This window comes from Micromonospora sp. WMMD712 (genome assembly GCF_029581295.1).
In the GTDB taxonomy this organism is placed as follows: domain Bacteria; phylum Actinomycetota; class Actinomycetes; order Mycobacteriales; family Micromonosporaceae; genus Micromonospora; species Micromonospora carbonacea.
Map to the genome: position 1 here is coordinate 3,291,558 of NZ_CP120743.1, position 22,968 is coordinate 3,314,525.

At 74.9% G+C, this 22,968-nt stretch carries 20 protein-coding genes; 6 read left to right on the plus strand and 14 right to left on the minus strand.

The genetic code is table 11. From position 1 onward, the window contains the following. The first annotated feature begins 58 nt into the window (after nucleotides 1-58). Nucleotides 59-2,689 (plus strand): hypothetical protein, encoded by a 2,631-nt coding sequence (locus O7633_RS13975; RefSeq protein ID WP_282328129.1) that lies wholly within the window; start codon nucleotides 59-61, stop codon nucleotides 2,687-2,689. Between the two features lie 83 nt (nucleotides 2,690-2,772). Here the strand turns inward: O7633_RS13975 and O7633_RS13980 are convergent, their stop codons facing one another. Genes O7633_RS13980 through O7633_RS13990 form a run of 3 tightly spaced genes read right to left on the minus strand, consistent with a single transcriptional unit; the run spans nucleotide 2,773 to nucleotide 5,239 of the window. Next, on the minus strand, nucleotides 2,773-3,420 hold the full coding sequence (locus O7633_RS13980) for a nucleoside/nucleotide kinase family protein (RefSeq protein WP_282328130.1): 648 nt from the start codon (nucleotides 3,418-3,420) through the stop codon (nucleotides 2,773-2,775). Next, complete coding sequence (locus O7633_RS13985) at nucleotides 3,420-4,067, minus strand: SIMPL domain-containing protein (RefSeq protein WP_282328131.1); 648 nt, start codon at nucleotides 4,065-4,067, stop codon at nucleotides 3,420-3,422. The genes O7633_RS13980 and O7633_RS13985 overlap by 1 nt, the downstream gene beginning before the upstream one ends. A gap of 59 nt (nucleotides 4,068-4,126) precedes the next feature. Next, nucleotides 4,127-5,239, minus strand: a complete 1,113-nt coding sequence (locus tag O7633_RS13990; protein WP_282328132.1) for a prephenate dehydrogenase/arogenate dehydrogenase family protein — start codon at nucleotides 5,237-5,239, stop codon at nucleotides 4,127-4,129. A gap of 165 nt (nucleotides 5,240-5,404) precedes the next feature. Here O7633_RS13990 and O7633_RS13995 point away from each other — a divergent pair, with 165 nt between their 5' ends. After that, the gene (locus tag O7633_RS13995) at nucleotides 5,405-7,252 is read left to right on the plus strand and encodes a M48 family metallopeptidase (RefSeq protein WP_278129286.1); all 1,848 of its coding nucleotides are present in this window, start codon (nucleotides 5,405-5,407) and stop codon (nucleotides 7,250-7,252) included. Between the two features lie 91 nt (nucleotides 7,253-7,343). Here O7633_RS13995 and dapC read toward each other — a convergent pair whose 3' ends face one another. Continuing rightward, nucleotides 7,344-8,459, minus strand: coding sequence for a succinyldiaminopimelate transaminase (dapC, locus tag O7633_RS14000; RefSeq protein ID WP_282328557.1), 1,116 nt, complete (start codon nucleotides 8,457-8,459; stop codon nucleotides 7,344-7,346). Further along, nucleotides 8,456-8,782: a ferredoxin gene (gene fdxA / locus O7633_RS14005; RefSeq protein ID WP_007072862.1), complete on the minus strand. Its 327-nt coding sequence runs from the start codon at nucleotides 8,780-8,782 to the stop codon at nucleotides 8,456-8,458. The genes dapC and fdxA overlap by 4 nt, the downstream gene beginning before the upstream one ends. Before the next feature lie 79 nt (nucleotides 8,783-8,861). Here fdxA and O7633_RS14010 point away from each other — a divergent pair, with 79 nt between their 5' ends. Next, on the plus strand, nucleotides 8,862-9,911 hold the full coding sequence (locus O7633_RS14010) for a GNAT family N-acetyltransferase (RefSeq protein WP_282328133.1): 1,050 nt from the start codon (nucleotides 8,862-8,864) through the stop codon (nucleotides 9,909-9,911). A 22-nt stretch (nucleotides 9,912-9,933) separates the two neighbouring features. Here O7633_RS14010 and O7633_RS14015 read toward each other — a convergent pair whose 3' ends face one another. From O7633_RS14015 to mshB, 3 genes are all read right to left on the minus strand, one after another. Continuing rightward, nucleotides 9,934-10,398, minus strand: a complete 465-nt coding sequence (locus O7633_RS14015; RefSeq protein ID WP_282328134.1) for a hypothetical protein — start codon at nucleotides 10,396-10,398, stop codon at nucleotides 9,934-9,936. Between the two features lie 81 nt (nucleotides 10,399-10,479). Continuing rightward, a complete protein-coding gene (locus O7633_RS14020) occupies nucleotides 10,480-10,929 on the minus strand; it encodes a hypothetical protein (protein ID WP_074472864.1) in 450 nt (149 codons plus the stop codon). Between the two features lie 17 nt (nucleotides 10,930-10,946). Beyond that, complete coding sequence (gene mshB / locus O7633_RS14025) at nucleotides 10,947-11,876, minus strand: N-acetyl-1-D-myo-inositol-2-amino-2-deoxy-alpha-D-glucopyranoside deacetylase (RefSeq protein WP_282328135.1); 930 nt, start codon at nucleotides 11,874-11,876, stop codon at nucleotides 10,947-10,949. An 86-nt stretch (nucleotides 11,877-11,962) separates the two neighbouring features. Here mshB and O7633_RS14030 point away from each other — a divergent pair, with 86 nt between their 5' ends. Further along, a complete protein-coding gene (locus tag O7633_RS14030) occupies nucleotides 11,963-14,107 on the plus strand; it encodes a prolyl oligopeptidase family serine peptidase (protein ID WP_282328136.1) in 2,145 nt (714 codons plus the stop codon). Nucleotides 14,108-14,239: 132 nt separating this feature from the next. Here the strand turns inward: O7633_RS14030 and O7633_RS14035 are convergent, their stop codons facing one another. The 6 genes from O7633_RS14035 to O7633_RS14060 form a co-directional block, all read right to left on the minus strand. After that, entirely contained in the window at nucleotides 14,240-14,494 is a 255-nt protein-coding gene (locus O7633_RS14035; protein ID WP_282328137.1) for a hypothetical protein, read from the minus strand. A gap of 164 nt (nucleotides 14,495-14,658) precedes the next feature. After that, a complete protein-coding gene (locus tag O7633_RS14040) occupies nucleotides 14,659-16,401 on the minus strand; it encodes an ABC transporter substrate-binding protein (protein WP_282328138.1) in 1,743 nt (580 codons plus the stop codon). 62 nt (nucleotides 16,402-16,463) lie between these two features. Then, a complete protein-coding gene (locus O7633_RS14045; protein WP_282328139.1) occupies nucleotides 16,464-17,450 on the minus strand; it encodes an ABC transporter permease in 987 nt (328 codons plus the stop codon). A gap of 12 nt (nucleotides 17,451-17,462) precedes the next feature. Next, nucleotides 17,463-18,464, minus strand: a complete 1,002-nt coding sequence (locus tag O7633_RS14050; RefSeq protein ID WP_278129307.1) for an ABC transporter permease — start codon at nucleotides 18,462-18,464, stop codon at nucleotides 17,463-17,465. After that, nucleotides 18,461-19,546 carry a dipeptide ABC transporter ATP-binding protein gene (locus O7633_RS14055; RefSeq protein WP_282328140.1) on the minus strand — a complete coding sequence of 362 codons (1,086 nt, stop codon included), beginning with the start codon at nucleotides 19,544-19,546 and terminating at the stop codon, nucleotides 18,461-18,463. The genes O7633_RS14050 and O7633_RS14055 overlap by 4 nt, the downstream gene beginning before the upstream one ends. Then, the gene (locus O7633_RS14060; protein ID WP_282328141.1) at nucleotides 19,543-20,598 is read right to left on the minus strand and encodes an ABC transporter ATP-binding protein; all 1,056 of its coding nucleotides are present in this window, start codon (nucleotides 20,596-20,598) and stop codon (nucleotides 19,543-19,545) included. Before O7633_RS14060 ends, O7633_RS14055 begins: the two co-directional genes overlap by 4 nt. Nucleotides 20,599-20,826: 228 nt before the next feature. On the opposite strand from O7633_RS14060, the gene O7633_RS14065 reads away from it, so the two are divergent. Both O7633_RS14065 and O7633_RS14070 read left to right on the plus strand, forming a co-directional pair. After that, a complete protein-coding gene (locus O7633_RS14065) occupies nucleotides 20,827-21,375 on the plus strand; it encodes a Uma2 family endonuclease (RefSeq protein WP_282328142.1) in 549 nt (182 codons plus the stop codon). Nucleotides 21,376-21,491: 116 nt separating this feature from the next. Then, nucleotides 21,492-22,928: a TldD/PmbA family protein gene (locus tag O7633_RS14070; protein ID WP_282328143.1), complete on the plus strand. Its 1,437-nt coding sequence runs from the start codon at nucleotides 21,492-21,494 to the stop codon at nucleotides 22,926-22,928. The last annotated feature ends 40 nt before the right edge of the window (nucleotides 22,929-22,968 follow it).

The window sequence follows — 22,968 nt, forward strand, 5'->3', positions numbered from 1 at the left end:
GCAGAAGCGAGCCCGGGAGGTGCACTCTGGGTAGTGGAGCCATCACTAGGAGGTACCGATGGCCGGTCGGGTGCTCGAACTGCGCGTACACGGGGTGTCCAACACTCCCCCGGACCAGGTGCTCGGCCTGGCCCCACAGCCCGGCGACGAGGGCCCCCGCCCCTGGCTCGTCGCCGGCGACGAGGTGACCGGCTTCTACCGCTCCACCGACGTCGGGCCGGACGACGCGGTGGTCGTCGAGGCGTACAGCTGGGGGCAGTTGACCTCCGGCGCGCGGACCGCGCGGGACGTCGAGCGGGCCCTCTGGACGCTGCTGCTGCCCTTCACCCTGGCGAACGTGGCGCTGCACGCCCGGCCCGGCATCCCACCCGACCCCGACGAGGAACGCTGGGGCAGCCGGTCCGGCATCACCGCCTGGCTGGTCCGGCTGTTCTGCCTCAGCCTCACCGGGACGCTGGTCCTCGCCGCCACCGGCATCGGCGTGGACCTCGTCGCCTGGCAGTGCGTCGACGAGGAGTGCCTGCGCCGCGTCCCGGGCGTGTGGGAGTTCCTCGCCCACGGCTGGTGGCGGCAGGGCGCGCACTCCCTCGTCGTCGGCCTCGTGATCCCGCTCGGCCTGCTGGCGCTGCTCGGCCTGCTCGCCTGGCGCACCTACCAGTACGAGGCGGAGATGCCGGCCGCGCCGGCCGCCCGGCCGCCGGCCGACCCCGCCCGCGCCCCGGCCCCGCCCCGCGACCCCGCCGGGGGGCCGGCTCCCGCCGACGGCCCGCCGCCGGGGGAGGCCGGCAGCGCCAACCCGTTGCAGGACCCCACCTTCTGGTGCGGCGAGGGGCAGCTCCGCCGCGCCGGGGTGCTGCACCTCTGCGTCGGCGCGGTGGTCGCGGCCGCCGTGCCGCTCGGCACGGTGCTGGCCATGGACCCGCCCCTGGGTGTACGGGCCGCCGTCGCCTGGCCCACCGTGGCGGTGCTCGGCGCGGTGGTGCTGATCGCCGTGGTGGCCCTCGGCCGGCCCTGGCTCAGCCGCCGCGCCGGGGACACCCCCCTCGGCCCGTGGAGCGCGGCCGTCATCGTGCTGACCTGCGCCGGGGTGACCGGCACGGTGCTGCTCCTGCTGCTGCCCGACGGCCCGGCCGGCACCCCGCTGGCGCAACTGCGCCCGCCCGCCGGGTGCATCCGCGACCCGGCGCAGGCCGGCTGCCTCGTCGACCGTTCGCTGCCCGGCTACGACTGGATCATCGCCTGGTACGGCACCGGGCAGGTGCTCCTGCTCGCCGCCATCGGCGCGGTCGCCCGGTCCGGCCGGCGGGCGCTGGCCGCGCCGGTCGCCGCCGCGCTGCTCCTGCCGCTCGGCGTCGCCTGGATCGCCGGCTGGCTGCCCGCCGTCCCGCCGGCCCCGCACCGGCTGGACGACTGGATGCTCACCGTCCCCGCGATCGCGCTGGCCGGCGGCGGGCTGCTGCTGCCCCGCACCGGCCCCGCCGCGCCGCCCCGGCCCGGGCAGCCGCACACCGACCTCGGCTGGGGCGGGCGCGGGCCGGCGGTGATCGCCGGATTCGGCTGGCTGCTCGGCATCGCGTACTGCTCCGGGGTGCTCTACTGGGTCACCGACCGGCTCACCGACGGCGACCCGGCAGGCGGCCGGACCGGGGTGGTCCCGCCGCTGCCGGTGATGTGGGCCGGTCTGGCCTTCGCCGTCGCGGTGCTCGCCCTGGCCGGCGTCGCGCTCCGCGCCGGCCTGCTGTTCCACCGGCTCCGCCGGCAGGAGTACGCCGGGCTGGTGCCCGGCGACAACGCCCTCTCCGCGCACGACCGGCGGCGCTGCCGCGACGTGAGCGGTTACCGGGCGCTGCACCGGCTGGTGGGCGAGCACGCGCTGCGCCTCATCGGCTGGTACGCGGCGGTCGGCGCCGCGCTCGCCACCCTCGGCTCCGCCGCCGCCCTGTCCCACGTCCCGCCCGACGCCGCTGCCGTGAACGGGTGGCCGACCGTGGTCAAGACGGTGGCCGACGCCGGCGACAGCCTGCTCGGCTGGCTGCCGGTGGCCATCGCCGCCGTCGGGCTCATGGTCTACCGCAACGACACCGTGCGCCGCTCGGTCGGCGTGCTCTGGGACATCGGCACCTTCTGGCCCCGGGCCGCGCACCCGCTCGCCCCGCCCAGCTACGCCGAACGGGCCGTGCCGGAACTCCAGACCCGCACCGCCGGCCTGCTCGCGCTCGGCGAGCACGACCCGCGCCGGGTCGACGGGATCATCCTCTCCGGGCACAGCCAGGGCGCGGTGATCTGCGCGGCGGTGCTGCTCCAGCTCCCCGCGAGGTGGCGGCGGCGGATCTGGTTCTTCTCCTACGGCTGCCAGCTCACCCGGCTGTACGGACGGATCTTCCCCGCGTACTTCGGGCCGGACCGGCTGCCGGCGCTGGCCGACGCGCTGCGCGGGCCGTCCGGGCGGCCCGGCTGGACCAACTTCTGGCGGGACACCGACCCGCTGGGTTGGCCGGTGACGGCCGGCGAACGGAACCTGGCCGTCCACGACCCGGACGCGCTGCACCCCACCGGCGGGGAGGTCGCCGACCCGCCGATCCGCAACCACAGCGCCTATCCCGACGCCGCCGAGTTCCGCCGCGAGCGGGCCCGGGTGACCTGGCTGCTGCGGCGCGGCATCCCGACGCCCCGGCAGGGCGTCGGCTGACGTGCCCGGCGCGGCGTCCGGCGACCTGGCCGGCGCGGCGTCGGCCGATCCGCCCCCGGGCCGCGTGGCCGGTGCCGCCCTGGTCAGGCCGGCGGCGGGTCGGCCAGCCGGACCACCAGGTCCGCCCGGCCGGCGGTGCCGGCCACCAGGGCCGCGTTGGTCTCGTCGCTGCCCAGCGCCCAGGCCCGCGCCTGCTCCGGCGACCGCCCGTACGCCTCGTGCCGGGCGGTCAGCCGGCGACGCCGCACCTCGACGTCCAGGTCCAGGAACCACGCCTCGTGCAGCAGCGCCCGCACCTCGTCCCACGGGTAGTCCGGCAGCAGCAGGTAGTTGCCCTCGGTCACCACCAGCCGGACCTCCGGCGGCACCTCGATCGCCCCCGCGACCGGCTCCTCCAGGTCCCGGCGGAACTCCGGGGCCCACACCGACGTCGGCTCCAGCCGACGCAGCCGGCGCAGCAGCGACACGTACCCGACCACGTCGAACGTGTCCACCGCGCCCTTGCGCGCGTCCAGGCCGAGCCGGCGCAGCTCCGCCTGCGCCAGGTGGAATCCGTCCATGGGCACCAGCCGGGCCACCCCGCCCAGCTCGGCGACGACCCGCTCGGCCAGCGTCGACTTGCCCGCCCCGGGCGCGCCCGCGATCCCCAGCAACTGGCGGGGGCCGGCGTCGGCGAGGGCACGGGCCCGCGCGACCAGCTCCTCGACGGCCAGCACGTCGGCGGCCGGCATCAGCCCAGCACCGGCTCGGAGATCGTGAACCGGGCCTCGACCGCCGCGTGCACGGTCTGCGGCTGCGGGTCCAGGTCCAGCTCCGGCGGGCCGCCGGACTCCGCGCCGCCGTCGGCGAACGCGGCACGGGCGAACATCGGCTGGGGGGCCGGACCGGTGTCGGCCAGCTCCAGCAGGGCGGTCACCCGCGCGCCGAGCGCCGCCGCGTACTCCCGGGCGCGGGCCAGCGCGTCGGCGATCGCGGCGTGCCGGGCGTCGCGGTGGGCGGGGCTGTCCGGCCGCAGCGACCACCACGGGCCGGCGATCTCGACCTGGTCCTGGTCGGCCAGCCGCAGCATCAGCTCGCCCAGCGCGGTGAAGTCGGTGACGGTGACGGTGGTGGCGACGCTGCCGTGCCAGGCCACCACCCGCTCGCCGGAGCGACGCGTCTGCGGCCACACCCGCAGGTCGCCGGTCTCCCGGCGGTCCACGGCCGGCTCGGCGGCGTCGAGCAGCACCCGCACGGCGGCGGCCCGCTCGGCGAGCCGGCTCAGGACGGCCTCCCGGCTGCGGTCCCGGGCCGTCGCGGTCACCGCGAACCGCGCCAGCTCGGGCGGAACCTCCCGGTACGCCTCGCCGCGCACCGCCACGACCGGTCCGTCCACCATGCCTTCACCCTAAAGGAAGGGCACCTTGTTAACGCATTCTGTAGAGCAGGGGCCCCTTCTTAACCCGGGTCGGCGGGCAGGTGGGCGGCGGGCAGGTGGGCCGTGTAGGTCACCGTGGCGTCGGTGACCACGCAGCCGGTCAGGTAGCCGCCGGCCGCGCCGAGCGACAGCAGGTAGGCCAGCTCGCCGTAGGCCGCGTCGGCGGGCTCCGCGTCGGCGGGCTCCGCGTCGTGCGGAAGGTCATGGGGAAGTGCGCGCGGAAGTGCGGGTGGAAGGCCGTGCGGGAGTGCGCGCGGGAAGGCGCGGGGGGCGGCGGCGGGCAGCTCCCGGTCGAGCAGCGCCAGCCGGAGCCCGCGCGCCCGCTGCTGGAGACCGGCCAGGGCCGCCGCGTCGCCGCCGCGCAGCGCGGTGGCGTACCGGTCGAGGAGGCCGCGCACCCGGTCGAGCTGGGCGAGAACCTGGTCGCGGTTGTTCAGCAGCATGTCCACCGTGCGGGCGGCCGGCGTGCCGACGACGCGGGTGCCGTCGCGGAAGCTGCCGGCGGCCAGGCCCAGCGCGGCGTCGCGCAGGTCGGCCTCCGCCACCGTGGCGGCCAGGACTCCGGCCAACAGGTGCGGCAGGTGCGAGGCGAGGGCCGCGGCCGCGTCGTGGGCGTCCGGATCCAGCGGTACGATCCGCGCGCCGAACACCCCCACGAGCAGGGCGGCCAGCGCCCGGAACCGGTCGAGGCCCGCCGCCGTGGGGCAGAGCACCCAGGCCGCCCCGTCGAAGAGGGCGGGGCTGGCGGCGGTCAGCCCGGCGCGCTCCGTCCCGGCCATCGGATGTCCCGGCACGAAGCGGCCGGTCAGCCCGTGCGCCGCCGCGTACGCGGCGATCCCGCCCTTGGTGCTGCCGACGTCGGTGAGCACGCAGTCGGGGCCGGTCAGCCCGCTGACGGTGCGCAGGGTCTCCGGCAGGCTGGACAGCGGGCCGCAGAGGAACACCACGTCCCGGTCGCGGACGGCGTCGGCGAGCGCGTCGGGGAAGGCGACACCCCGCGCGCGGCCCTCCGCCCGGGTGGCGGCGTCCGGGTCCCAGCCGGCGACGTCGACGCCCCGCTCCCGCAGCCGGAGCAGGATCGAGCCGCCGATGAGCCCGGTGCCCACCACCGCGGCCCGGAGACTGTCCACCATCTCGCACCTCGGCGTCTCGGTCGGTGCCCGTCGAGATCTCCCCGACCCGGTCCGGCCCGAGGATATCTCCCCGCCCGGAAGAGGAGTTGCTCCGCAAAGATCGAAAGCCGTACGGTCCCCTCCGCCGCCCACCACACCGGGGGCGTACGGGGAAGGGGCCGCACCATGTCCGCGACGTACCGGGCGCTCGCCTCGGTGCTCATGTTGGTCGGCTTCTACGTCGTCGCGCTGCTCCAGCTCGCCGCCGCCGTCGGGCTCGCCCTCTGGGTCCACCAGTGGGCGGGCGACCTGATCACCGCCAAGATCACCATCCCGCTGGTGGTCGCCCTGAGCGCCGCGCTGGCGGGGCTGTGGCGAGCCATCCGTACGAGGCACGAGCCCGTGCCCGGCCTGGCCCTCGGCGAGCGCGAGGCCCCGCAGCTCTGGGCCACCGTGCGGGAGCTGGCGGCTGCCGTCGGCACCCGTGCCCCGGATGAGATCCGGCTGGTGCCCGAGGTGAACGCGGCGGTCGCCGAGCAGAGCACTCTGTTGGGCCTGGTCGGCGGCCGGCGGACGATGTGCGTGGGGCTGCCGCTGCTCCAGGCGATGCGGGTGGACGAGCTCCGTTCGGTGCTGGCGCACGAGCTGGGCCACTACTCGGGCCGGCACACCCGGCTCGGCGGGGTGGCGTACCGGGGGCGGCTGGCGATCGCGGAGACCATCGCGCGGATCGGACCGCGCAACCCGGTGGGCTGGGTCTTCCGGGGGTACGCGAAGCTCTACCTGCTGGTGGACAACGCCGCGTCGCGCCGCCAGGAGTTGGAGGCCGACCGGTCCTCGGTGCGGCTGGCCGGCCGGGAGGCGGCCAGCTCCGCGCTGCGTACCCTACCGGCGCTCGACGCCGCCTGGGCGTCCTACCTGCGTCGCTACGTCGAGCCGGGCTGGTCGGCGGGGCTCGCCCCGGACGACCTGTTCGGCGGTTTCGGCCGGATGCTCGCCGCCCGCGGCGACGAGCTGAGCGGGCTACGCGAGAGCACGCCCGACAGGGCGGCGTCCCGCTGGGACACCCACCCGCCGATCGGCGTACGGGTGGCCGCGATGAACGACGCGCCGGACGACGCGCCCACGCCCACGCCGGACGAGCGTCCCGCCGCCGTGCTACTGGCCGACATCGACGCTTCGTGCCGGGCGTTGCAGCAAGCCGTGGTCAGGCACGAGGACCGCCGGCTCCTGCCGTGGCCGGAGTTCGTCGCGGCGGCGGTCGCCGCAGGGGTGCAGGCCGAGGCCGACGCCGTCTACCGGGCCGCCGGCCCGTTCACCGGCGCGCCGGAGCCGGGCCTCGCCACGGTGCTGGACCTGGTCCGCGCGGGCCGGTTGGGCGAGTTCGCCACGCAGTTCCTGGCCGTGGGCCCGCACCGAGAGGCGGCGGCGCGCTTCGCCGGGCCGATGGAGTCGCTGCTGGTCGACGCCGCCCTGGTCGCCGGCCGGGCGCGGTTCCGGCTGTCCTGGTCCGGGCCGGCCGAGTTGGTCGGCGCGGACGGCGAGCCGTGGGACCTCACCGAAGTGGCCAAGCTGGCGGTGGACCCGGCGACTCTGGACGAGGCGCTGGCCCGCCTCGCCGAACTGGGCGTCGACCCGTCCGACGCGACCGTGGTGCAGCGGCGGGTCTCCGCCCGCGACGCCGACGTCGTGGGCGGGCTCGCCAACATCAAGATCGACGGTACGGAGTACGACGTGCTGGTCCTGGACCGCGGACTGGTGCTGGTCGCCGACCCCGGCAGGGCGAGCCAGGGCGAGAGGCGGCTGCGGGCGCTGGTCGCGTCGGTGCCGGTGGCCGAGCTGACGCAGCGGCACACCTTCTGGCCGTACGAGGAGATCGCCTCGGTGGCGATCAAGCGGGAGGTGCCGCTGAAGGCCGAGCTGACCCTGCACGACGGCCGCACGGTGGCGCTGCGGGAGCGCCACACCAGCGACGTGCTGGAGTGGAACAGCCGCGACCTCCTACTCGCGATCTTCCGGCGGATCGACGAGTGACGCCCCGGGTGCTGCGGCCGATCCCGGCCGGGGCGCCCGGGGCGCATCGGAGATCAGGCCGGCTCCGCGCCGGCCGGACGTCAGGCCCGGGTCAGGGCTGGGCGAGGCGGGCGGCGACCGCCGCGACGTGCTCGTCGGACTCGGTCAGCGCCGCCCGGACGTGCCGCGCGCCGCCCGGCCCGTAGAAGACGCCGGCGGCGACCAGGATGCCCCGGCGGGCCAGCCAGTCGACGGTCGCCCAGCAGTCCTCGCCCCGGGTCAGCCACAGGTAGAGCCCGGCCTCGGAGTGCTCGACGGTGAACCCGGCCCCGGTGAACGCGGCCAGCAGCCGCTCCCGCCGCGCCCGGTAGCGCTCCCGCTGGGCGTCGGCGTGCTCCTGGTCGCCGAGCGCGGCGATCATCGCCGCCTGCACGGGGGCCGGCACGATCATGCCGGCGTGCTTGCGCACCTTCAGCAGCTCCGCCACCAGGGCGGGGTCCCCGGCGACGAAGCCCGCTCGGTAGCCGGCCAGGTTGGACCGCTTGGACAGCGAGTGCACGGCCAGCAGCCCGTCGTACGACCCGCCGCTCACCTCGGGCGCGAGCACCGAGACCGGCTCGGCGGCGGCCGACCAGCCCAGCGGCAGGTAGCACTCGTCGCTGGCGACGACGGCCCCCCGCTCCCGTGCCCAGTCGACCACCTTGCGCAGGTGGTTGGCGGGCAGCACCCGGCCGGTCGGGTTGCCGGGCGAGTTGACCCAGACGAGGCGGACCCGGGGGTCGGGGCCGAGCGCGGTCAGCGAGTCGGTGCGCACGGTGGTGGCCCCGGCGATCCGCGCCCCGTCCTCGTACGTCGGGTAGCAGATCGACGGCACCACGACGACGTCACCGGGCCCGAGGCCCAGCAGGGTGGGCAGCCACGCCACCAGCTCCTTGGAGCCGATGGTGGGCAGCACGCCGAGGCCGTCGACGCGCGCGCCGCAGGACCGGGCGACCCACGTCGCGACGGCGTCCCGCAGGGCGGGGGTGCCGGCGGTCAGCGGGTATCCGGGCGCGTCGGACGCGTCGGCCAGGGCCTTCCGGATCACCGGGGGCACCGGGTCGACCGGGGTGCCCATCGACAGGTTGATCGGGCCGTCCGGGTGCGCCGCGGCCAGGGCGGCCGCGGCGTCCAGGGTGTCCCAGGTGAACTCGGGCAGCCGCGACGAGACCGGCGCGGGCCGGTTCAGTGGCCCTCTCCGCGCGGCGGCTGGCCCGCGACGAACGTCGCGTCCTTCTCCACCTTGCCGATCTTCGAGGCGCCACCGGGCGAGCCCAGGTCCTCGAAGAACTCGTAGTTCGCCCCGGTGTAGTCCTTCCACTGCTCCGGGACGTCGTCCTCGTAGAAGATCGCCTCGACCGGGCAGACCGGCTCACAGGCACCGCAGTCGACGCACTCGTCGGGGTGGATGTAGAGCATCCGGTTGCCCTCGTAGATGCAGTCGACCGGGCATTCCTCGATGCATGCCTTGTCGAGCACATCCACGCAGGGCTCGGCGATGATGTAGGTCACCGGTCTTCTCCTCCGCAAGACACGCCGCGATCACCCGCGACGGTTAGAGCCTAGTATCTCGCCGGGGAGGGGGTCGATCGTGCTCCGACAGCAGGATGTGGGACACCGGATCGTGGTCCGCCGAATTGTGGGGGTTCGCGAGGGTCGCCCGCTTTTTTCCGATGCCCTCGGCGAGCTGGTCGAGCTGACCGAGACCCACGTCACCCTGACCACCGATCAGGGCCGGCTGCGGGTGCCGGTTGCCGAGGTGCACCGGGCCAAGCGGGTGCCGCCGGCGCGCCGGCCGACCGCTGCCGCCGTCGTGGCGCTGGAGCTGGCCTCCGACGAGGCGTGGCCGGCGCCCACCCGGGGCCGGCTCGGCGACTGGCTGCTGCGCAGCGCGCAGGGCTGGACGGGCCGGGCGAACTCGGCGCTGCCGGTCGGCGACCCGGACCGGCCGCTGCCGGCCGCGCTGGACGCCGTCGAACGCTGGTACGCCGACCTCGGGCAGCCCGCCATGGTCAACACGCCGCTGCCGCTCGCCGCCCCGGTCGGGGCCGAGCTGGACGCGCGGGGCTGGACCTCCCGGCCGCTGACGCTGGTGCAGACCGCACCCCTCGCCCCGCTGCGCGCCGGCCGCGCCGACCAGGCCGGCCCACCTTCCGACCGCCCCGACACGCCGCCGGGCCGGCACGGCGAGGTCGAGCCGGGGGCCGGCACCCCGCCCGCCGCGCCGCACCGCGCCGGCCTGCCGCCGGTCGAACTGGCCGCCGCGCCGTCCGACGACTGGCTCGCGGTCGCCGCCGGGCGCAAGGGCGGCTTCCCGGACGCCGCCCGCCACGTGCTCACCGCCGTGGACCAGGTCCGCTTCGCCCACGTGTACGCCGACGGCGCGCTGCTCGCCGTCGGCCGCGGCACGGTCACCGGCGACGGGCGCTGGCTCGGGCTGAGCCTGATCGAGGCGCTGCCGCACGCCCGCCGCCTCGGCCTCGCCACCCACGTCATCCGCGCCCTGGCCGACTGGGGGGCCGCCCTGGGCGCCTCCGGCGCGTTCCTCCAGGTGGAGCAGCGCAACATCCCGGCGGTGAACCTCTACCGTGGCCTGGGCTTCACCACGCACCACACCTACCTCACCCGCGTCGCCCCCTGACCCGCGACGGCGAGGGTGACGGTCAGCGGCGCACGGGCCGGCGCGGCTTGGCGGTCTTGATCTCGGCGTAGCGCTTGAGCATCCGCGAGCGGTGGTCGCGGCCGAGCGCGGTGACGGTCAGGTAGCCGACGAGGACACCGGCGGCGGTCGCCGCGAGATAGAGCCAGATCTGGGCGAAAAAGGTGCCCGCGCCACCGCCGAACGGGTTCTGCCCGACCAGCAGCGGCCCGACCAGGACGGTCAGCAGCAGCGCGACCCCCACGGCGGCGGCCATGTCGGCGACCCAGCGGCCCACCGGGCGGTCCTGCCCCCAGCGGAACGCCAGCACCGCGAGGATCAGCCCGATCACCAGGAACATCGCCAACGAGACCCGGTCGGCGGCGGTGTCGTCGCCGTCGAAGCCGAGCCTGATGACCACCCGGGCGACCACGTTGACCGCGAACAGCGCCACCGCGAGCACCCCGACCGCCCGCCACCGATCCCTCATCGCACGCCTCCCGCCGCACCGCCCGCCCCGACGGCGGGCCTCCTGGCAGGAATATCTACCACCGCAACCTGTGCGTCGTCATCACCCGTCGCGACGGGCCGGTGGCGGGGCGAGCACCTGCCGGAACCCCATCACCGCGAACGTCATCGCGCCCGCCACGATCATCGCCAGCCCGACCCAGTTGTCCCCGGCCAGCAGCAGGTCGCCCTCGCTGGTGCGGATCGCCGCCGCGCCCATCAGCACGAACCACGGCGTCGCGGGCAGCACCACCGCCCAGCGGCGGCCCACCGCCGCGTGGGCGAACCAGCTCAGCGCGACGTTGGCGAGGACCGCCACCGGCACCGACACGCCGACCAGCGTCCCGGAGACCCGGACGGTCGACAGGATCAGCTCCAGCAGGCCCGTCGCCACCGCGCCCACCACGGCCACCACGCCACCGGCGACCCGCAGGGCGAGGTCGAGCAGCCGCCACGGCCAGCCCGGCCGCCCCGGCGGGGACGGGGCGGGGGCCTGCGGCGGGACGACCGACATCGGCGCGGCGGGGAGGGTCACCGGACGCCGGCCGCCGCGACCGGGGCCCGCCCCGAGCCGTCCCCGTCGAGGCCGAGCCCGGCGAACAGGTCGTCCTCCCAGCCGTACGGGCCGCTGCCCGGCCCCTTCTCCCCCACCGCCAGCGTGAAGTACTCCACGCCCATGAACTCGGCCCCGAAGTTGCCGGCGATCGAGTAGAGCCAGGAGTTGGCCGGGATCTGGGTGGCGTGCGCCCGCATCGCCGCCTCCTTCGCGGCGTGCTGGTCGGTGGCGTCGATCCGGGCCGCGATCTGCTCGTCGGGGGTGCCGAAAGGCAGGTCGTCGATGCTGCCGATGCCCTCGAACGGGTTGTCCGCCGCCTCGGTGAAGTGGCTCAGGCCGGCCTCCAGCACGCTGCGCGGCATGGCCGTCCAGTAGACCTTCGCCGGGGCGATCCCCTCGGCGGCGGCCAGCTCGTGCGCCCGCATCGCCACCCGGTGCGCCTGGATGTGGTCGGGGTGGCCGTAGAAGCCGTTCGGGTCGTACGTGATCATGACCTGCGGGCGTACCTCCCGCATGACCTCCACGACGAACCCGGCGGCCGTGTCGAGGTCGGCCCGCCAGAACGCCCGGGGGTGGTCGTTGGTGGCCAGGCCCATCATCCCGGAGTCGCGGTAGCGGCCCGCGCCGCCGAGGAACCGGTGGTCGGTGACGCCGAGCGCGGCGCAGGCGGCGGTCAGCTCCCCGATGCGGAACCCGCCGAGCTGGTCGGCCTCGGCGGCGGCGAGCTGCGCCAGCTCCGGCACGTGGATCTCGCCCTCCTCGCCGAGCGTGCAGGTCACCAGCGTGACGTGGGCGCCGGCGGCGGCGTAGTGGGCCATCGTCGAGCCGGTGCCGATGGACTCGTCGTCGGGGTGCGCGTGGACCAGCAGGAGGCGGCGGTCGGGCAGCGTCGTCACGACGGTCACTCTAACCGGCGGTTCGCCCGCGCCGGCCCCGACGCGTCCCGCCAGGTCCGCCACATCACCCCCGGGGCGGCTCTACGATCCGACGTGTGGACTTTCCGGAGCTGGCCGCCCGCACCCGCCGGTTCGGCCACGGGGCGCCGCGCGCCGTCACCGTGGCCGGCGACGGGTCCCGGGTGATGTTCCTGCGCTCGGCCGGTCCCGAGGATCCCGCCGACGCGCTCTGGCTGCTCGACCCGGCCACCGGAGAGGAGCGGCTGGTCGCCGACCCGGTGGCCCTGCTCGGCGCGGGCGGCGACCCGGTCGCCCTCACCCCCGGCGAGCGGGCGCTGCGCGAGCGGCGGCGGCTCAGCGCCGCCGGCATCGGCTCGTACGCGCTGGACGCGGCCGGCCGGATCGCGGTGTTCGCGCTGGCCGGGCGGCTGTTCCGGGCCGACCTGGTGCACGGCGACGTGGTCGAGGTGGCCACCGTCGGCCCGGTGCTCGACCCGCGCCCCGACCCCACCGGCGAGCGGCTGGCGTACGTCACCGACGCCGCCGACGGGGTCCGCCGGGGCGAGCTGCGGGTGGTGGCCCCCGACGGCACCGACAGCCTGCTGGCCGGTGAGGACGGCGGGGTCACCTGGGGGCTGCCCGAGCACGTCGCCGCCGAGGAGTTCCAGCGGTTCCGGGGCTACTGGTGGGCGCCCGACGGGCGCGGCGTGCTGGCCGCCCGCGTCGACGAGTCCCGCCTGCCCCGCTGGCACCTGCACGACCCGGCCGACCCGGCCAGCCCGCCGACCACGGTGGCGTACCCCCGCTCGGGCGGGCCGAACGCGGAGGTCAGCCTGCACCTGCTCGACCTCGACGACGGCTGGGTCGACGTGCACTGGGACCGGGAGACCTACCCGTACCTCGCCTCCGTCGACTGGGCCGACGGCAACCCGCTGCTCACGGTGCTGCGCCGGTCGCAGCAGCACGGCCTGGTGCTCGCGGTCGACCCGCGCACCGGCGAGACCCAGGTGCACGCCGAGCTGGCGGACCCGCGCTGGGTAGAGCCGATCCCCGGCACCCCGGCCCACCTGCCCGACGGCCGGGTGCTGGTCGGCGGCGAGCTGGCCCACGACGGGTACGACGCCCGCTGCCTGTTCGCCGACGGCACCCTGCTCACCCCGCCGTCGCTGTACGTGCGCCGGGTGGTGGGCCGGCTGCCCGGCGGCAACGGCCCGGCCGACCTGCTGGTGGAGGCGAGCGAGGGCGAGCCCAGCCAGCGGCACCTCTACCGGGTGCGCACGCTGATCGGCGGCGGGGTGGACGCCCGCCGGATGAGCGGCACCCCCGGCTGGCACACGGCCGCCGTGGGCGGGGACACGCTGGTGGTTGGCACCGCGTCGCTGGACCAGCCGGGCACCACCTGGGCGGTGTGGCGCGGCGACCGGGAGGTCGCCCAGCTCCGCTCGCTGGCCGCCGCCCCGCCGTACGCGCCCCGGCCGACGATGGTGCGGGTGACCGACCGGCGGCTGCCCAGCGCGGTGGTCTACCCCACCCAGCACGTCAAGGGCACCCGGCTGCCGGTGCTGCTGGACGTCTACGGCGGCCCGGGGCACCAGGAGGTGGTGGCCGCGCGGGCGGCCTGGCTGGAGCGGCAGTGGTGGGCCGACTCGGGCTTCGCGGTGGTGACCGTCGACAACCGGGGCACCCCGGGGGTGGCCCCGTCGTTCGAGAAGGCGGTGCACCGCCGGCTGGCCGACGTGGTGCTGACCGACCAGATCGACGCGCTGACCGCGCTCGCCGACAAGCACCCCGACCTGGACCTGGAGCGGGTCGGCGTCCGGGGCTGGTCGTTCGGGGGCTGGCTGGCCGGGCTGGCGGTGCTGCGCCACCCGGAGCTGTTCCGCTGCGGGATCGCCGGCGCCCCGGTCACCGACTGGACGCTGTACGACACGGCCTACACCGAGCGCTACCTGGGCCTGCCGGAGGACGGCATGGACGTGTACGCGCACCACTCGCTGCTGGAGCTGGCGGCCGAGCGACCCGTGCCCGGGGAGCCGGCCCGGCCGCTGCTGCTGGTGCACGGCCTGGTCGACGACAACGTGGTGGCCGCGCACACGCTGCGGCTGTCGGCGGCGCTGCTGGCGGCGGGCCGCCCGCACTCGGTGCTGCCGCTGACCGGGGCCACCCACCTGGCGGCGGGCGGCCTCTCGGAACGCCTGCTCCGCCTGGAACTCGACTTCCTCCGCACCCATTTGGGGTAAGGAAGGGCACCTTGTTAACGCTTTCTGTATAGCAGGGGCCCCTTCTTAACTTGGTGCTCGTCCGGGACGGCCGCCTCTGCGGCCTCATCGACTTCGGCGTGGCCGGCGCGGTCCTGGCCGAGCGCGCCTGACTCAGGCGGGCGTCTCGACCATGAGGTGCGCGGCGAGGGCGCGCAGGAAGTCCGGCGCGTCGAAGATCCGGCCTGCGGACGCGACCCCGGTTACCCGGGTCCGCCCGGTGAGGACGCGGTCCACTGCCTCGACCACCAGCGGCGCGCTGACCGCGTAGATGTCCTGCCCCTGGGCGACCACGCGCCGCCCGATGGTCCCGGCCCGCACCACCACGTCGACCGTGAAAGTCTGCGCGGACCGGCCGCGCTCGTCCACCGCGGTCAGCGGCCTCGGCCCGGCCGGTGAAGCGCGTGAACGTGCGCTCCTGCCGCAGGCTCCCCGCCCCGCCCCTCAGTGATCAAAGAAATACGTCAGAGTCGATCTCGATGTTGACACGAACTTCTTGATCACCGGGGCGGGGTGGGGCAGCGAGGTGGGGGTTAGCCCTTGACGTACGCGTTGACGAAGGACGGGTAGCCGAAGACGCTGGAGATGAAGACCCCGCCGGCCTTGGAGCCGTGCACGTTGTACGCCACGTCGACGTAGAGCGGCACCACCGGGGCGTGCTCAGTCATGATCCGCTGGTCGAGCTTGGCCCACTCCGGGCCCTGCTTCGCCGGCTCCAGGGCGAGGATCCGGTCGAACTCGGCGTTGATCGCCGGGTCGTTGAAGTACGACTGGTTGCTGTTGCCCTCGGCCTTGATGGTGCGGCCGTCGTAGAGCACCGGCAGGATCGACGCGCCGCTGGGCCAGTCCGCCGCCCAGTTGCCGATGTAGAGGTCCCAGGGGTTGTTCTTCTTCTTGACCTCGTCGAGCTTGGCGTCGTCCGGGATGTTCCGCACGGTGATCTTGAAGCCGGCCCGTTCCAGGTTGCCCTTGAGCTGGGTCGCCTGCACCTGCTCGTTGGTGTTGTCGGCCACGCCGAGGACCAGCTCGGGCGTCTTGCCGCCGAGCAGCTCCTTGGCCTTGTCGACGTCGCCGTTCGCCCCGGCCGGGTACGCCTCGTACGCCTGGTAGCCGATCGTGGCCGGCGGCATCAGGGTGGTCAGCGGCTGGGCGACGGTCTGCCCGCCGAGCGCCTTGACCAGGCCCTCCCGGTCGATGGCGTAGTTCAGCGCCTGGCGGACCTTCAGGTCGGTCACCCGCTGGTTGTTGATGACGAGCTGGTTGGCGCTCGGCGTCGGCGAGAGGATGGTGCGCGACTTCAGCGCCGCGTCCTGGGCCACCCGGGCGACCAGCGAGGGCGGCACCGAGTTGAAGGCGAGCGCGCTCTGGTCGGGGCCGTTGTCGGCGATCACCCGGTTGTTGGCGGCGTCGGCGGTCGGGCCGAAGCTCCACACGAACTGGTCCGGATACTGGTGGCGCACCGGGTCGGTGGCCGGGTCCCAGTTCGGGTTGCGGTCGAGGGTGAGCTGCACGCCGACCTGGTTGTTGGCGATCTTGTACGGCCCGGACGAGAACGGCCGCTGGTCCAGGTTGACCCCGGTGTCCTTGTCGGGCCGCAGCGGCGCGGTCGTCGGCAGCGACACCGCGAACGGCAGGTCGCAGCGGGGCTTGGCGAACTCGAAGCGCAGGGTCCGCTCGTCCGGGGTGGTCAGGCCGGGCGGCAGCGCGCCCTTGTTCTTCTTGAAGTCCCACCTGGTGTCGAACTGCGGGGTGTCGGCCAGCCACTCCTGCAGGTAGGTGGGGCCGCCGGCGAGGTCCGGGTCGAAGGAGCGGGCGATGCCGTACGCGATCTCCTTCGACGTGATCGGGCTGCCGTCCTCGAACTTCACGCCCTGCTTGATCGTGAACTGCCAGACCTTGCAGTCGTTGTCGACGTTGGTGCCCGGGGTCTCGGCCAGGTCGCCGACGAGCACGAGGCCGCCCTTGCCGTCGTCCTTCCAGGTCGTCAGGTAGCGGGCGAAGAGCGGGTTGGCCATCAGGCCCGCGAACGAGTACGTCCGCTGCGGGTCCAGGTGGGAGATCGGGGTCTCCCGGATGATGGTGAACGTGCCACCCTTGCGCGCCCCGCTCACCTCGGCCGCCGGGCCCTGCGAGTCCTTCGGGTCGGTGGCGATGACGCCGGTCTGCTGCCGGCCGGTGTCGACCGTGGTGCCCTCGCCCGTGTTCTCCGAGCACGCCCCCAGCGCCACCACCAGTGCGATGGCGCCGCCGACGCCGGCCGCTGCGCGTGGTCGCATCTCCTACCTCCTCTGTCGATGAATCCGGTCGATACGACTGTCGATCAATCCCGTCGAAACGATCAGCGCAGCCGCACCCGGGGGTCGATCGCCGCGTAGAGCAGGTCCACCACGACGTTGGCCAGCACCACGAACACCGCGGCGATGAGCACGGTCGCCATGATGGTGGGCAGGTCACCGGCGCGGACGGCGTCGACGGCCGTACGCCCGAGCCCCTGGATGCCGAACGTGGTCTCGGTGATGACCGTGCCGCCCAGCGCCCCGCCCACGTCCAGCCCCGCGATGGTCACCACCGGGGTGATGGCCGCGCGCAGCGCGTGCCGCCCGTACACCCGGGGTTTGGTCAGGCCCTTGGCGCGGGCCGTGCGGACGAAGTCCTCCGACAGCGTCTCCAGCATCTGCGCCCGCGACAGCCGGGCGTAGATGGCGGAGAAGAGGAACGCCAGCGAGACCCACGCCAGCACGAGGCCGCTGGCCCACTTGAGCGGGTCGTCGAACAGCGGCGTGTAGCCGGGCACCGGCAGCAGCCGCAGGTGGTAGACGAAGACCAGCAGCAGCACCGCCCCGACGAAGTAGAGCTGCAACGACGCGCCGGTCAGCGAGAAGCCGATGGCCAGCCGGTCCAGCCAGGTGCCCCGGCGCAGCGCCGAGACCATGCCCAGGCCGACGCCGAGCAGCAGCCACAGCACCGCCGCCGGGATCACGATGCTCAGGGTCACCGGCAGCACCCGGGCGATGGTGTCGCTGACCGCCTCGTTGGTGACGTACGACCAGCCCAGGCAGGGTGCGTCGCACCGGCCGCCCTGGGCGCTGCCGAGGTCCCGCCCGGTGACGATGCCCTTCATGTAGCCGGCGTACTGGCTGATCAGCGGGTCGCGCAGGCCCAACTCCTGGCGGACCCGCTCCAGGCGCTCCGGGTTGCAGTTCTTGGGGCACATGCCGCTGACCGGGTCGCGGGGCAGGGCGAAGAACATCAGGAAGCTGAGCACGCTCACCGCGAACAGGGTGAGCGCCGCCGAGAGCAGCCGCTTGACCAGGAACCGCGCCACGGTGCAGCCCTCCTACCGGGACGACTTCGGGTCGAGCGCGTCGCGCAGCGCGTCCCCGAAGAGGTTGAAGGCGAAGACCAGCGCGAAGATCGTGACGCCGGGGAAGAAGACGTACGCGGGGTCGGTCTGGAGGTAGTCGAGGCTGCGGTAGATCATCCGGCCGAAGCTCGGCGTGGCGTCGGTGAGCCCGACCCCGATGAACGACAGCGCCGCCTCGCTGGTGACGTACGACGGCACGGCCAGCGAGAACGACACCAGGATCGGGGCCCAGAGGTTGGGCAGGAGCTGGCGGAACAGCATGTGCCCCAGCCCGGCGCCGCTGGCCCGGGCGGCCTCCACGAACTCCCGCTCGCGCAGCGCGATGACCTGCCCGCGCACCAGCCGGGCGGTGCTGGTCCAGCCGAACAGGGCGAAGATGGCGATCAGCACGCCGATCTGGAACGCGGGCGGCACCTCCTCGCGCTGGCCGTAGAAGCGCAGCGCGATCGTCGGGGTCAGCGCCAGCGCGATGATCAGGAACGGCATGGCCAGGGTCAGGTCGGTGATCCAGTTGACCACCGCGTCGAGCCAGCCGCCGAGGTAGCCGGCGAGGGTGCCGAGCACGACTCCGATCGCGGCGGTGATCACGGCGGCGGCGATCGCGATGAACAGCGACGTGCGCAGCCCGTGCACCATCCGGATGAAGATGTCCCGCCCCAGGCCCGGCTCCAGCCCGAACCAGTGTTCCCCGGTGACGCCGCCGGCATAGCCGAGCGGCATGCCGAAGCCGTCCAGCCGGCCCTGGAACTGCTCGCGGGGGCCGATGCCGTACAGCGCCTCGATCAGCGGCACGGCGAGCGCGACCAGCAGGAAGAAGGCGAGCACCGCGGCGCTGACGACGGCCGTGCGGTCGCGGCGCAGCCGGGCCCAGGCGAGCTGGCCGGGCGACCGGCCGACGACGCGGGAGCCCCCGGGGCCGTCGCCGGTGGACTCGATCTCCGCGAGGGCCACGCCCTCGACCGGGGACAGGCTCACGCCGTCACCTCCGCACCGCTCACGCCGCTCACGCCGCTCGCGCCGGTCGCGCCGCGCCCGTCCGGCTCCGGGAGGTCGCCGGCACCGTCGTGCCCCGGGAGGTCGCCGGCACCGTCCGGCTCCGGGAAGTGGCAGGCGACCGACTGCCCGCTGCCGTCGCGGGGCACCAGGGCCGGTTCCTCGGTGGCGCAGACGTCGCGGGCCTTGGGGCAGCGGGTGCGGAACCGGCAGCCCGACGGCGGGTCCAGCGGCGTCGGCACGTCGCCGGTCAGCCGGATCCGCCCGCCGGGGCCGAGCCGCGTCGGGTCCGGGACCGCCGACAGCAGGGCCCGGGTGTACGGGTGCCGGGGCCGCTCGTAGATGTCCGCCCGGTCGCCGATCTCCACGATCCGCCCCAGGTACATGACGGCGACCCGCTGGCAGAAGTGCCGCACCACCGCGAGGTCGTGGGCGATGAACACGAACGCCAGCCCGAGGTCGCGTTGCAGGTCGCGCAGCAGGTTGACGACCTGCGCCTGGATCGACACGTCGAGGGCGGAGACGGGCTCGTCGGCGACGATCAGCTTCGGCCGCAGCGCGAGGGCCCGGGCGATGCCGACGCGCTGGCGCTGCCCGCCGGAGAACTCGTGCGGGTAGCGGTTGTAGTGCTCGGGGTTGAGCCCGACCAGCTCCAGCAGCTCCTGCACCCGGCGGCGCACCCCGCCCGGCGGGTCGATCCCGTTGACCCGCAGCGGCATCGCCACGATCCGGCCCACGGTGTGCCGGGGGTTCAGCGACGCGTACGGGTCCTGGAAGATGATCTGGAGGTCCTGGCGCAGCGGGCGCAGCTCGCGCCGCCCGGCGTGGGTGATGTCGCGGCCGGCGAACTCGATGCGCCCGGCGGTCGGCTCCAGCAGCCGCACCAGCAGCCGGCCGGTGGTGCTCTTGCCGCAGCCGGACTCCCCCACCAGGCCGAGCGTCTCGGCAGGGCGCACCGCGAGGTCGAGGCCGTCGACGGCCCGCACCAGGCCCGTGGCGCGGAACCCGGTGCGCACCGGGAAGTGCTTGGTCAGCCCGCTGACCCGCAGCAGCGGCTCGCTCATCGGGCCGCTCCCGTGGGCGCGACGCCTGCGGCGTGCAGCCGGGCGCGCTCGTCGGCCGGCAGGTGGCAGGCCGCCAGGTGGCCGGGCTCGCCGGCCGGGGCCAGCGCCGGCACCTCGGCGCGCGAGCGGCCGCCGGTGTGGTCGGCGTACGGGCAGCGGGGGTGGAAGGCGCAGCCGGGCGGCAGGTCGATCAGGCTGGGCGGGTTGCCGGGGATGGGCACCAGGTCCGCCTCGGCGTCGCCGTGCAGCGACGGCACGCTGGAGAGCAGACCCCAGGTGTACGGGTGCCGGGGCCGGCGCAGCACCTGCTCCGCGCTGCCGTGCTCGACGGCCCGGCCGGCGTACATCACCAGCACCTCGTCGGCGACCTGGCCGACCACGCCGAGGTCGTGGGTGATCAGGATGATCGCCGAGCGGAACTCGGCCTGGAGGTCGGCGAGCAGGTCGAGGATCTGCGCCTGCACGGTGACGTCGAGGGCGGTGGTCGGCTCGTCGGCGATCAGCAGGGCCGGGTCGTTGACCAGGGCCATGGCGATCATCGCCCGCTGCCGCATGCCGCCGGAGAACTCGTGCGGGTACTGGTCGTAGCGCCGCTCCGGCTGGGGGATGCCGACCCGGCCGAGCATGTCGACGGCCCGCCGCCGGGCCTCCCGCCGCCCGGCCCGGCGGTGGTGCACCCGGTACGCCTCGGCGATCTGCCGACCGACGGTGTAGTAGGGGTGCAGCGCCGACAGCGGGTCCTGGAAGATCATCGCGACGTCCCGGCCGCGCAGCCGGCGGACGTCCTCCTCGGGCAGGCCGACGAGCTGCCGGCCGCCGACGGAGATCCCGCCGGTGACGGTGGTGCGCCTCGGGTCGTGCAGGCCGAGGATCGCCAGCGAGGTGACGCTCTTGCCGGAGCCCGACTCGCCGACGACGGCGAGGGTGCGGCCCCGCTCGACGGCGAAGGAGACCCCGTCGACCGCGCGGACGGTGCCGTCGGCGGTGTCGAAGCGCACCCGCAGGTCGTCGACCCGCAGGTACGGGTCGGACGCCGGTGCCGGCTCGCCCACGACCACCTCCCCAGTGACGAAGAAGAGAAACTACAACAGATCACTGAGGCTGAAAATAAGCTACAGACCGAGGGCTGTCAGCGGTGCTGAGCGTAACGACTCGGCAACTCCCTCCGACACCCCTGATCGCGAGACCGGCGAAGCCGCACAGGTCGCACCTCGGGTGCGACCATGATGGGGGGTGGCCGGGAGAGGATCCGTGCCCGATCGATCGAGGTGGGGGTGACCATGACCGCGGCGGTGTTCGACCACGACGGACCGTGGACCGAGGAGGAGTACCTCGCCCTCGGCGAGACGTCGCAACGGGTCGAACTCTTCGACGGGAGCCTCCACGTGACCCCAGCCCCCACCCCACGCCACCAGCGGATCTCCCGCAAGCTGGGCAACATCCTCGAACCGGCCGCCGAGGCGGTCGGGCTGGAGCTGCTGGAGGCGGTGAACGTCCGGCTCCGGCCCGGGCGCGTCCCCGTCCCCGACCTCGTCGTCACGGACCCGGTCGACCTCGACGACGTCTACGTGGCGGCGGGCGACGTCCGGCTGGTCTGCGAGATCATCTCGCCGGGCAACGCGTCCACCGACAAGGTGTTGAAGATGCACTACTACGCTGCCGCCGGGATCGACTGGTATCTGCTGGTCGAGCAGGAGACCGGCGCGCTGCGCCTGCACCGGCGGCGGCACGCCCACTATGTGGAGCACTCTGCGGCCAAGCGGGGCGAGGTGCTGGAGTTGGTCGAGCCCGTCCGGGCGAAGATCCGGCCCGAGGATCTCGTCCCCTGACGGATGTCGGTCCCGTCCCCTAGGGTCGGGCGCATGAGCGAGCGCCAGCGAGCGAACCATCCATCTGGCCCGGTGTCTCAGGCTGGCCCGGTGTCTCGGCGCGGCGGAGCGCCGTCATGACCGGATTCGATGCGGCGTCCGCCGCCGTGCAGGCCGCCCTCGACGCGGGCGCGCGCTACGCCGACGCCCGGGTGATGCACCGCCGCTACGAGTCGATGTCGGCCCGCAACGGCGACGTCGAGGAGCTGACCCAGGACGAGAGCCTCGGGCTGGGCGTCCGGGCGCTGGTGGGGTCGGGCTGGGGCTTCCACGCCGTACCGGAGCTGTCGGACGCCGCCGCCCGCGACGCCGGCCGGCGGGCCGCGCTGATCGCCGCCGCGAGCGCCCGGGTCCCCGGCCCGCCGGTCGACCTGGTGCCGGCCGAGCCGGTCGTCGCGAGCTGGTCCTCGGCGTGCGAGGTCGACCCGCTCGGGGTGACCCTGTCGGCCAAGGGCGACCTGCTGGTCGGCGCGACCGCAACCATGCGGGAGCACGGCGCCGACCTGGCCGAGGGCCTCTACCAGGTGTGGGACACGACGAAGTGGTTCGTCTCCAGCGAGGGGCACCGCATCGACCAGCGCATCCGCGAGTGCGGCGGCGGCATCTCGGCCACCTCGATCGGCGACGGCGAGACCCAGCGCCGGTCCTACCCGAGCTACCGCGGCCAGTACGGCACGACCGGCTGGGAGCTGGTCACCCGGCTCGACCTGGCCGCGCACGCCGCCCGGGTCGCCGAGGAGAGCCGCGCGCTGCTCACCGCGCCCGAGTGCCCGGCGGGCGAGACCGACCTGATCCTCGGCGGCGAGCAGCTCGCGTTGCAGATCCACGAGTCCGTCGGGCACGCCATCGAGTTGGACCGCATCCTCGGCTGGGAGGCCGCCTTCGCCGGCACGTCCTGGCTGGACCTGGCGCAGCTCGGCTCGCTGCGCTATGGCTCCGAGCTGATGAACGTCACCATCGACCCGACCATCCCGGGCGCGCTGGGCAGCTTCGGCTTCGACGACGAGGGCTCCCCGGCGGTGCGGCGCGACGCGGTGCGCGAGGGCCGGTGGGTGGGGGTGCTCGCCGGCCGCGACTCGGCCGCCGTCGCCGGCCTGGACTACGGCGGCAGCGTACGCGCCGACGGCTGGGCGCGGCTGCCGATGGTGCGGATGACGAACGTCGGGCTGGAGCCCGGCCCGCACACCCTCGACGAGATCGTCGCCGCCACCGACGACGGGGTGCTGATGGACGTCAACCGCTCCTGGTCGATCGACGACAAGCGGCTCAACTTCCAGTTCGGCTGCGAGATCGGCTGGGAGGTGAAGCGGGGCCGGCGGGGGCGGATGCTGCGCAACCCGACCTACACGGGCATCGGCCCGCTGTTCTGGCGCTCGATGGACATGCTCTCGGCCGAGACCGTCGCCTGGGGCACGCCCAACTGCGGCAAGGGCCAGCCGGGCCAGGTCGGCCACACGGGTCACCCGGCCGCGCCGGCCCGGTTCCGCAACGTCCGAGTGGGGGTGCGCGCGTGAGCGAGCGAATCAGCAGGCTCGGTGCGGTGAGGTCTCCCGC

Excerpts from the sequence above, each read along its gene's own strand:
- O7633_RS13975 (WP_282328129.1), top strand. The coding sequence starts at position 59 with ATGGCCGGTCGGGTGCTCGAACTGCGCGTACACGGGGTGTCCAACACT.
- O7633_RS13980 (WP_282328130.1), bottom strand. The coding sequence starts at position 3,420 with ATGCCGGCCGCCGACGTGCTGGCCGTCGAGGAGCTGGTCGCGCGGGCC.
- O7633_RS13985 (WP_282328131.1), bottom strand. The coding sequence starts at position 4,067 with ATGGTGGACGGACCGGTCGTGGCGGTGCGCGGCGAGGCGTACCGGGAG.
- O7633_RS13990 (WP_282328132.1), bottom strand. The coding sequence starts at position 5,239 with ATGGTGGACAGTCTCCGGGCCGCGGTGGTGGGCACCGGGCTCATCGGC.
- O7633_RS13995 (WP_278129286.1), top strand. The coding sequence starts at position 5,405 with ATGTCCGCGACGTACCGGGCGCTCGCCTCGGTGCTCATGTTGGTCGGC.
- O7633_RS14015 (WP_282328134.1), bottom strand. The coding sequence starts at position 10,398 with ATGAGGGATCGGTGGCGGGCGGTCGGGGTGCTCGCGGTGGCGCTGTTC.
- O7633_RS14020 (WP_074472864.1), bottom strand. The coding sequence starts at position 10,929 with ATGTCGGTCGTCCCGCCGCAGGCCCCCGCCCCGTCCCCGCCGGGGCGG.
- O7633_RS14040 (WP_282328138.1), bottom strand. The coding sequence starts at position 16,401 with ATGCGACCACGCGCAGCGGCCGGCGTCGGCGGCGCCATCGCACTGGTG.
- O7633_RS14055 (WP_282328140.1), bottom strand. The coding sequence starts at position 19,546 with ATGAGCGAGCCGCTGCTGCGGGTCAGCGGGCTGACCAAGCACTTCCCG.
- O7633_RS14065 (WP_282328142.1), top strand. The coding sequence starts at position 20,827 with ATGACCGCGGCGGTGTTCGACCACGACGGACCGTGGACCGAGGAGGAG.
- O7633_RS14070 (WP_282328143.1), top strand. The coding sequence starts at position 21,492 with ATGACCGGATTCGATGCGGCGTCCGCCGCCGTGCAGGCCGCCCTCGAC.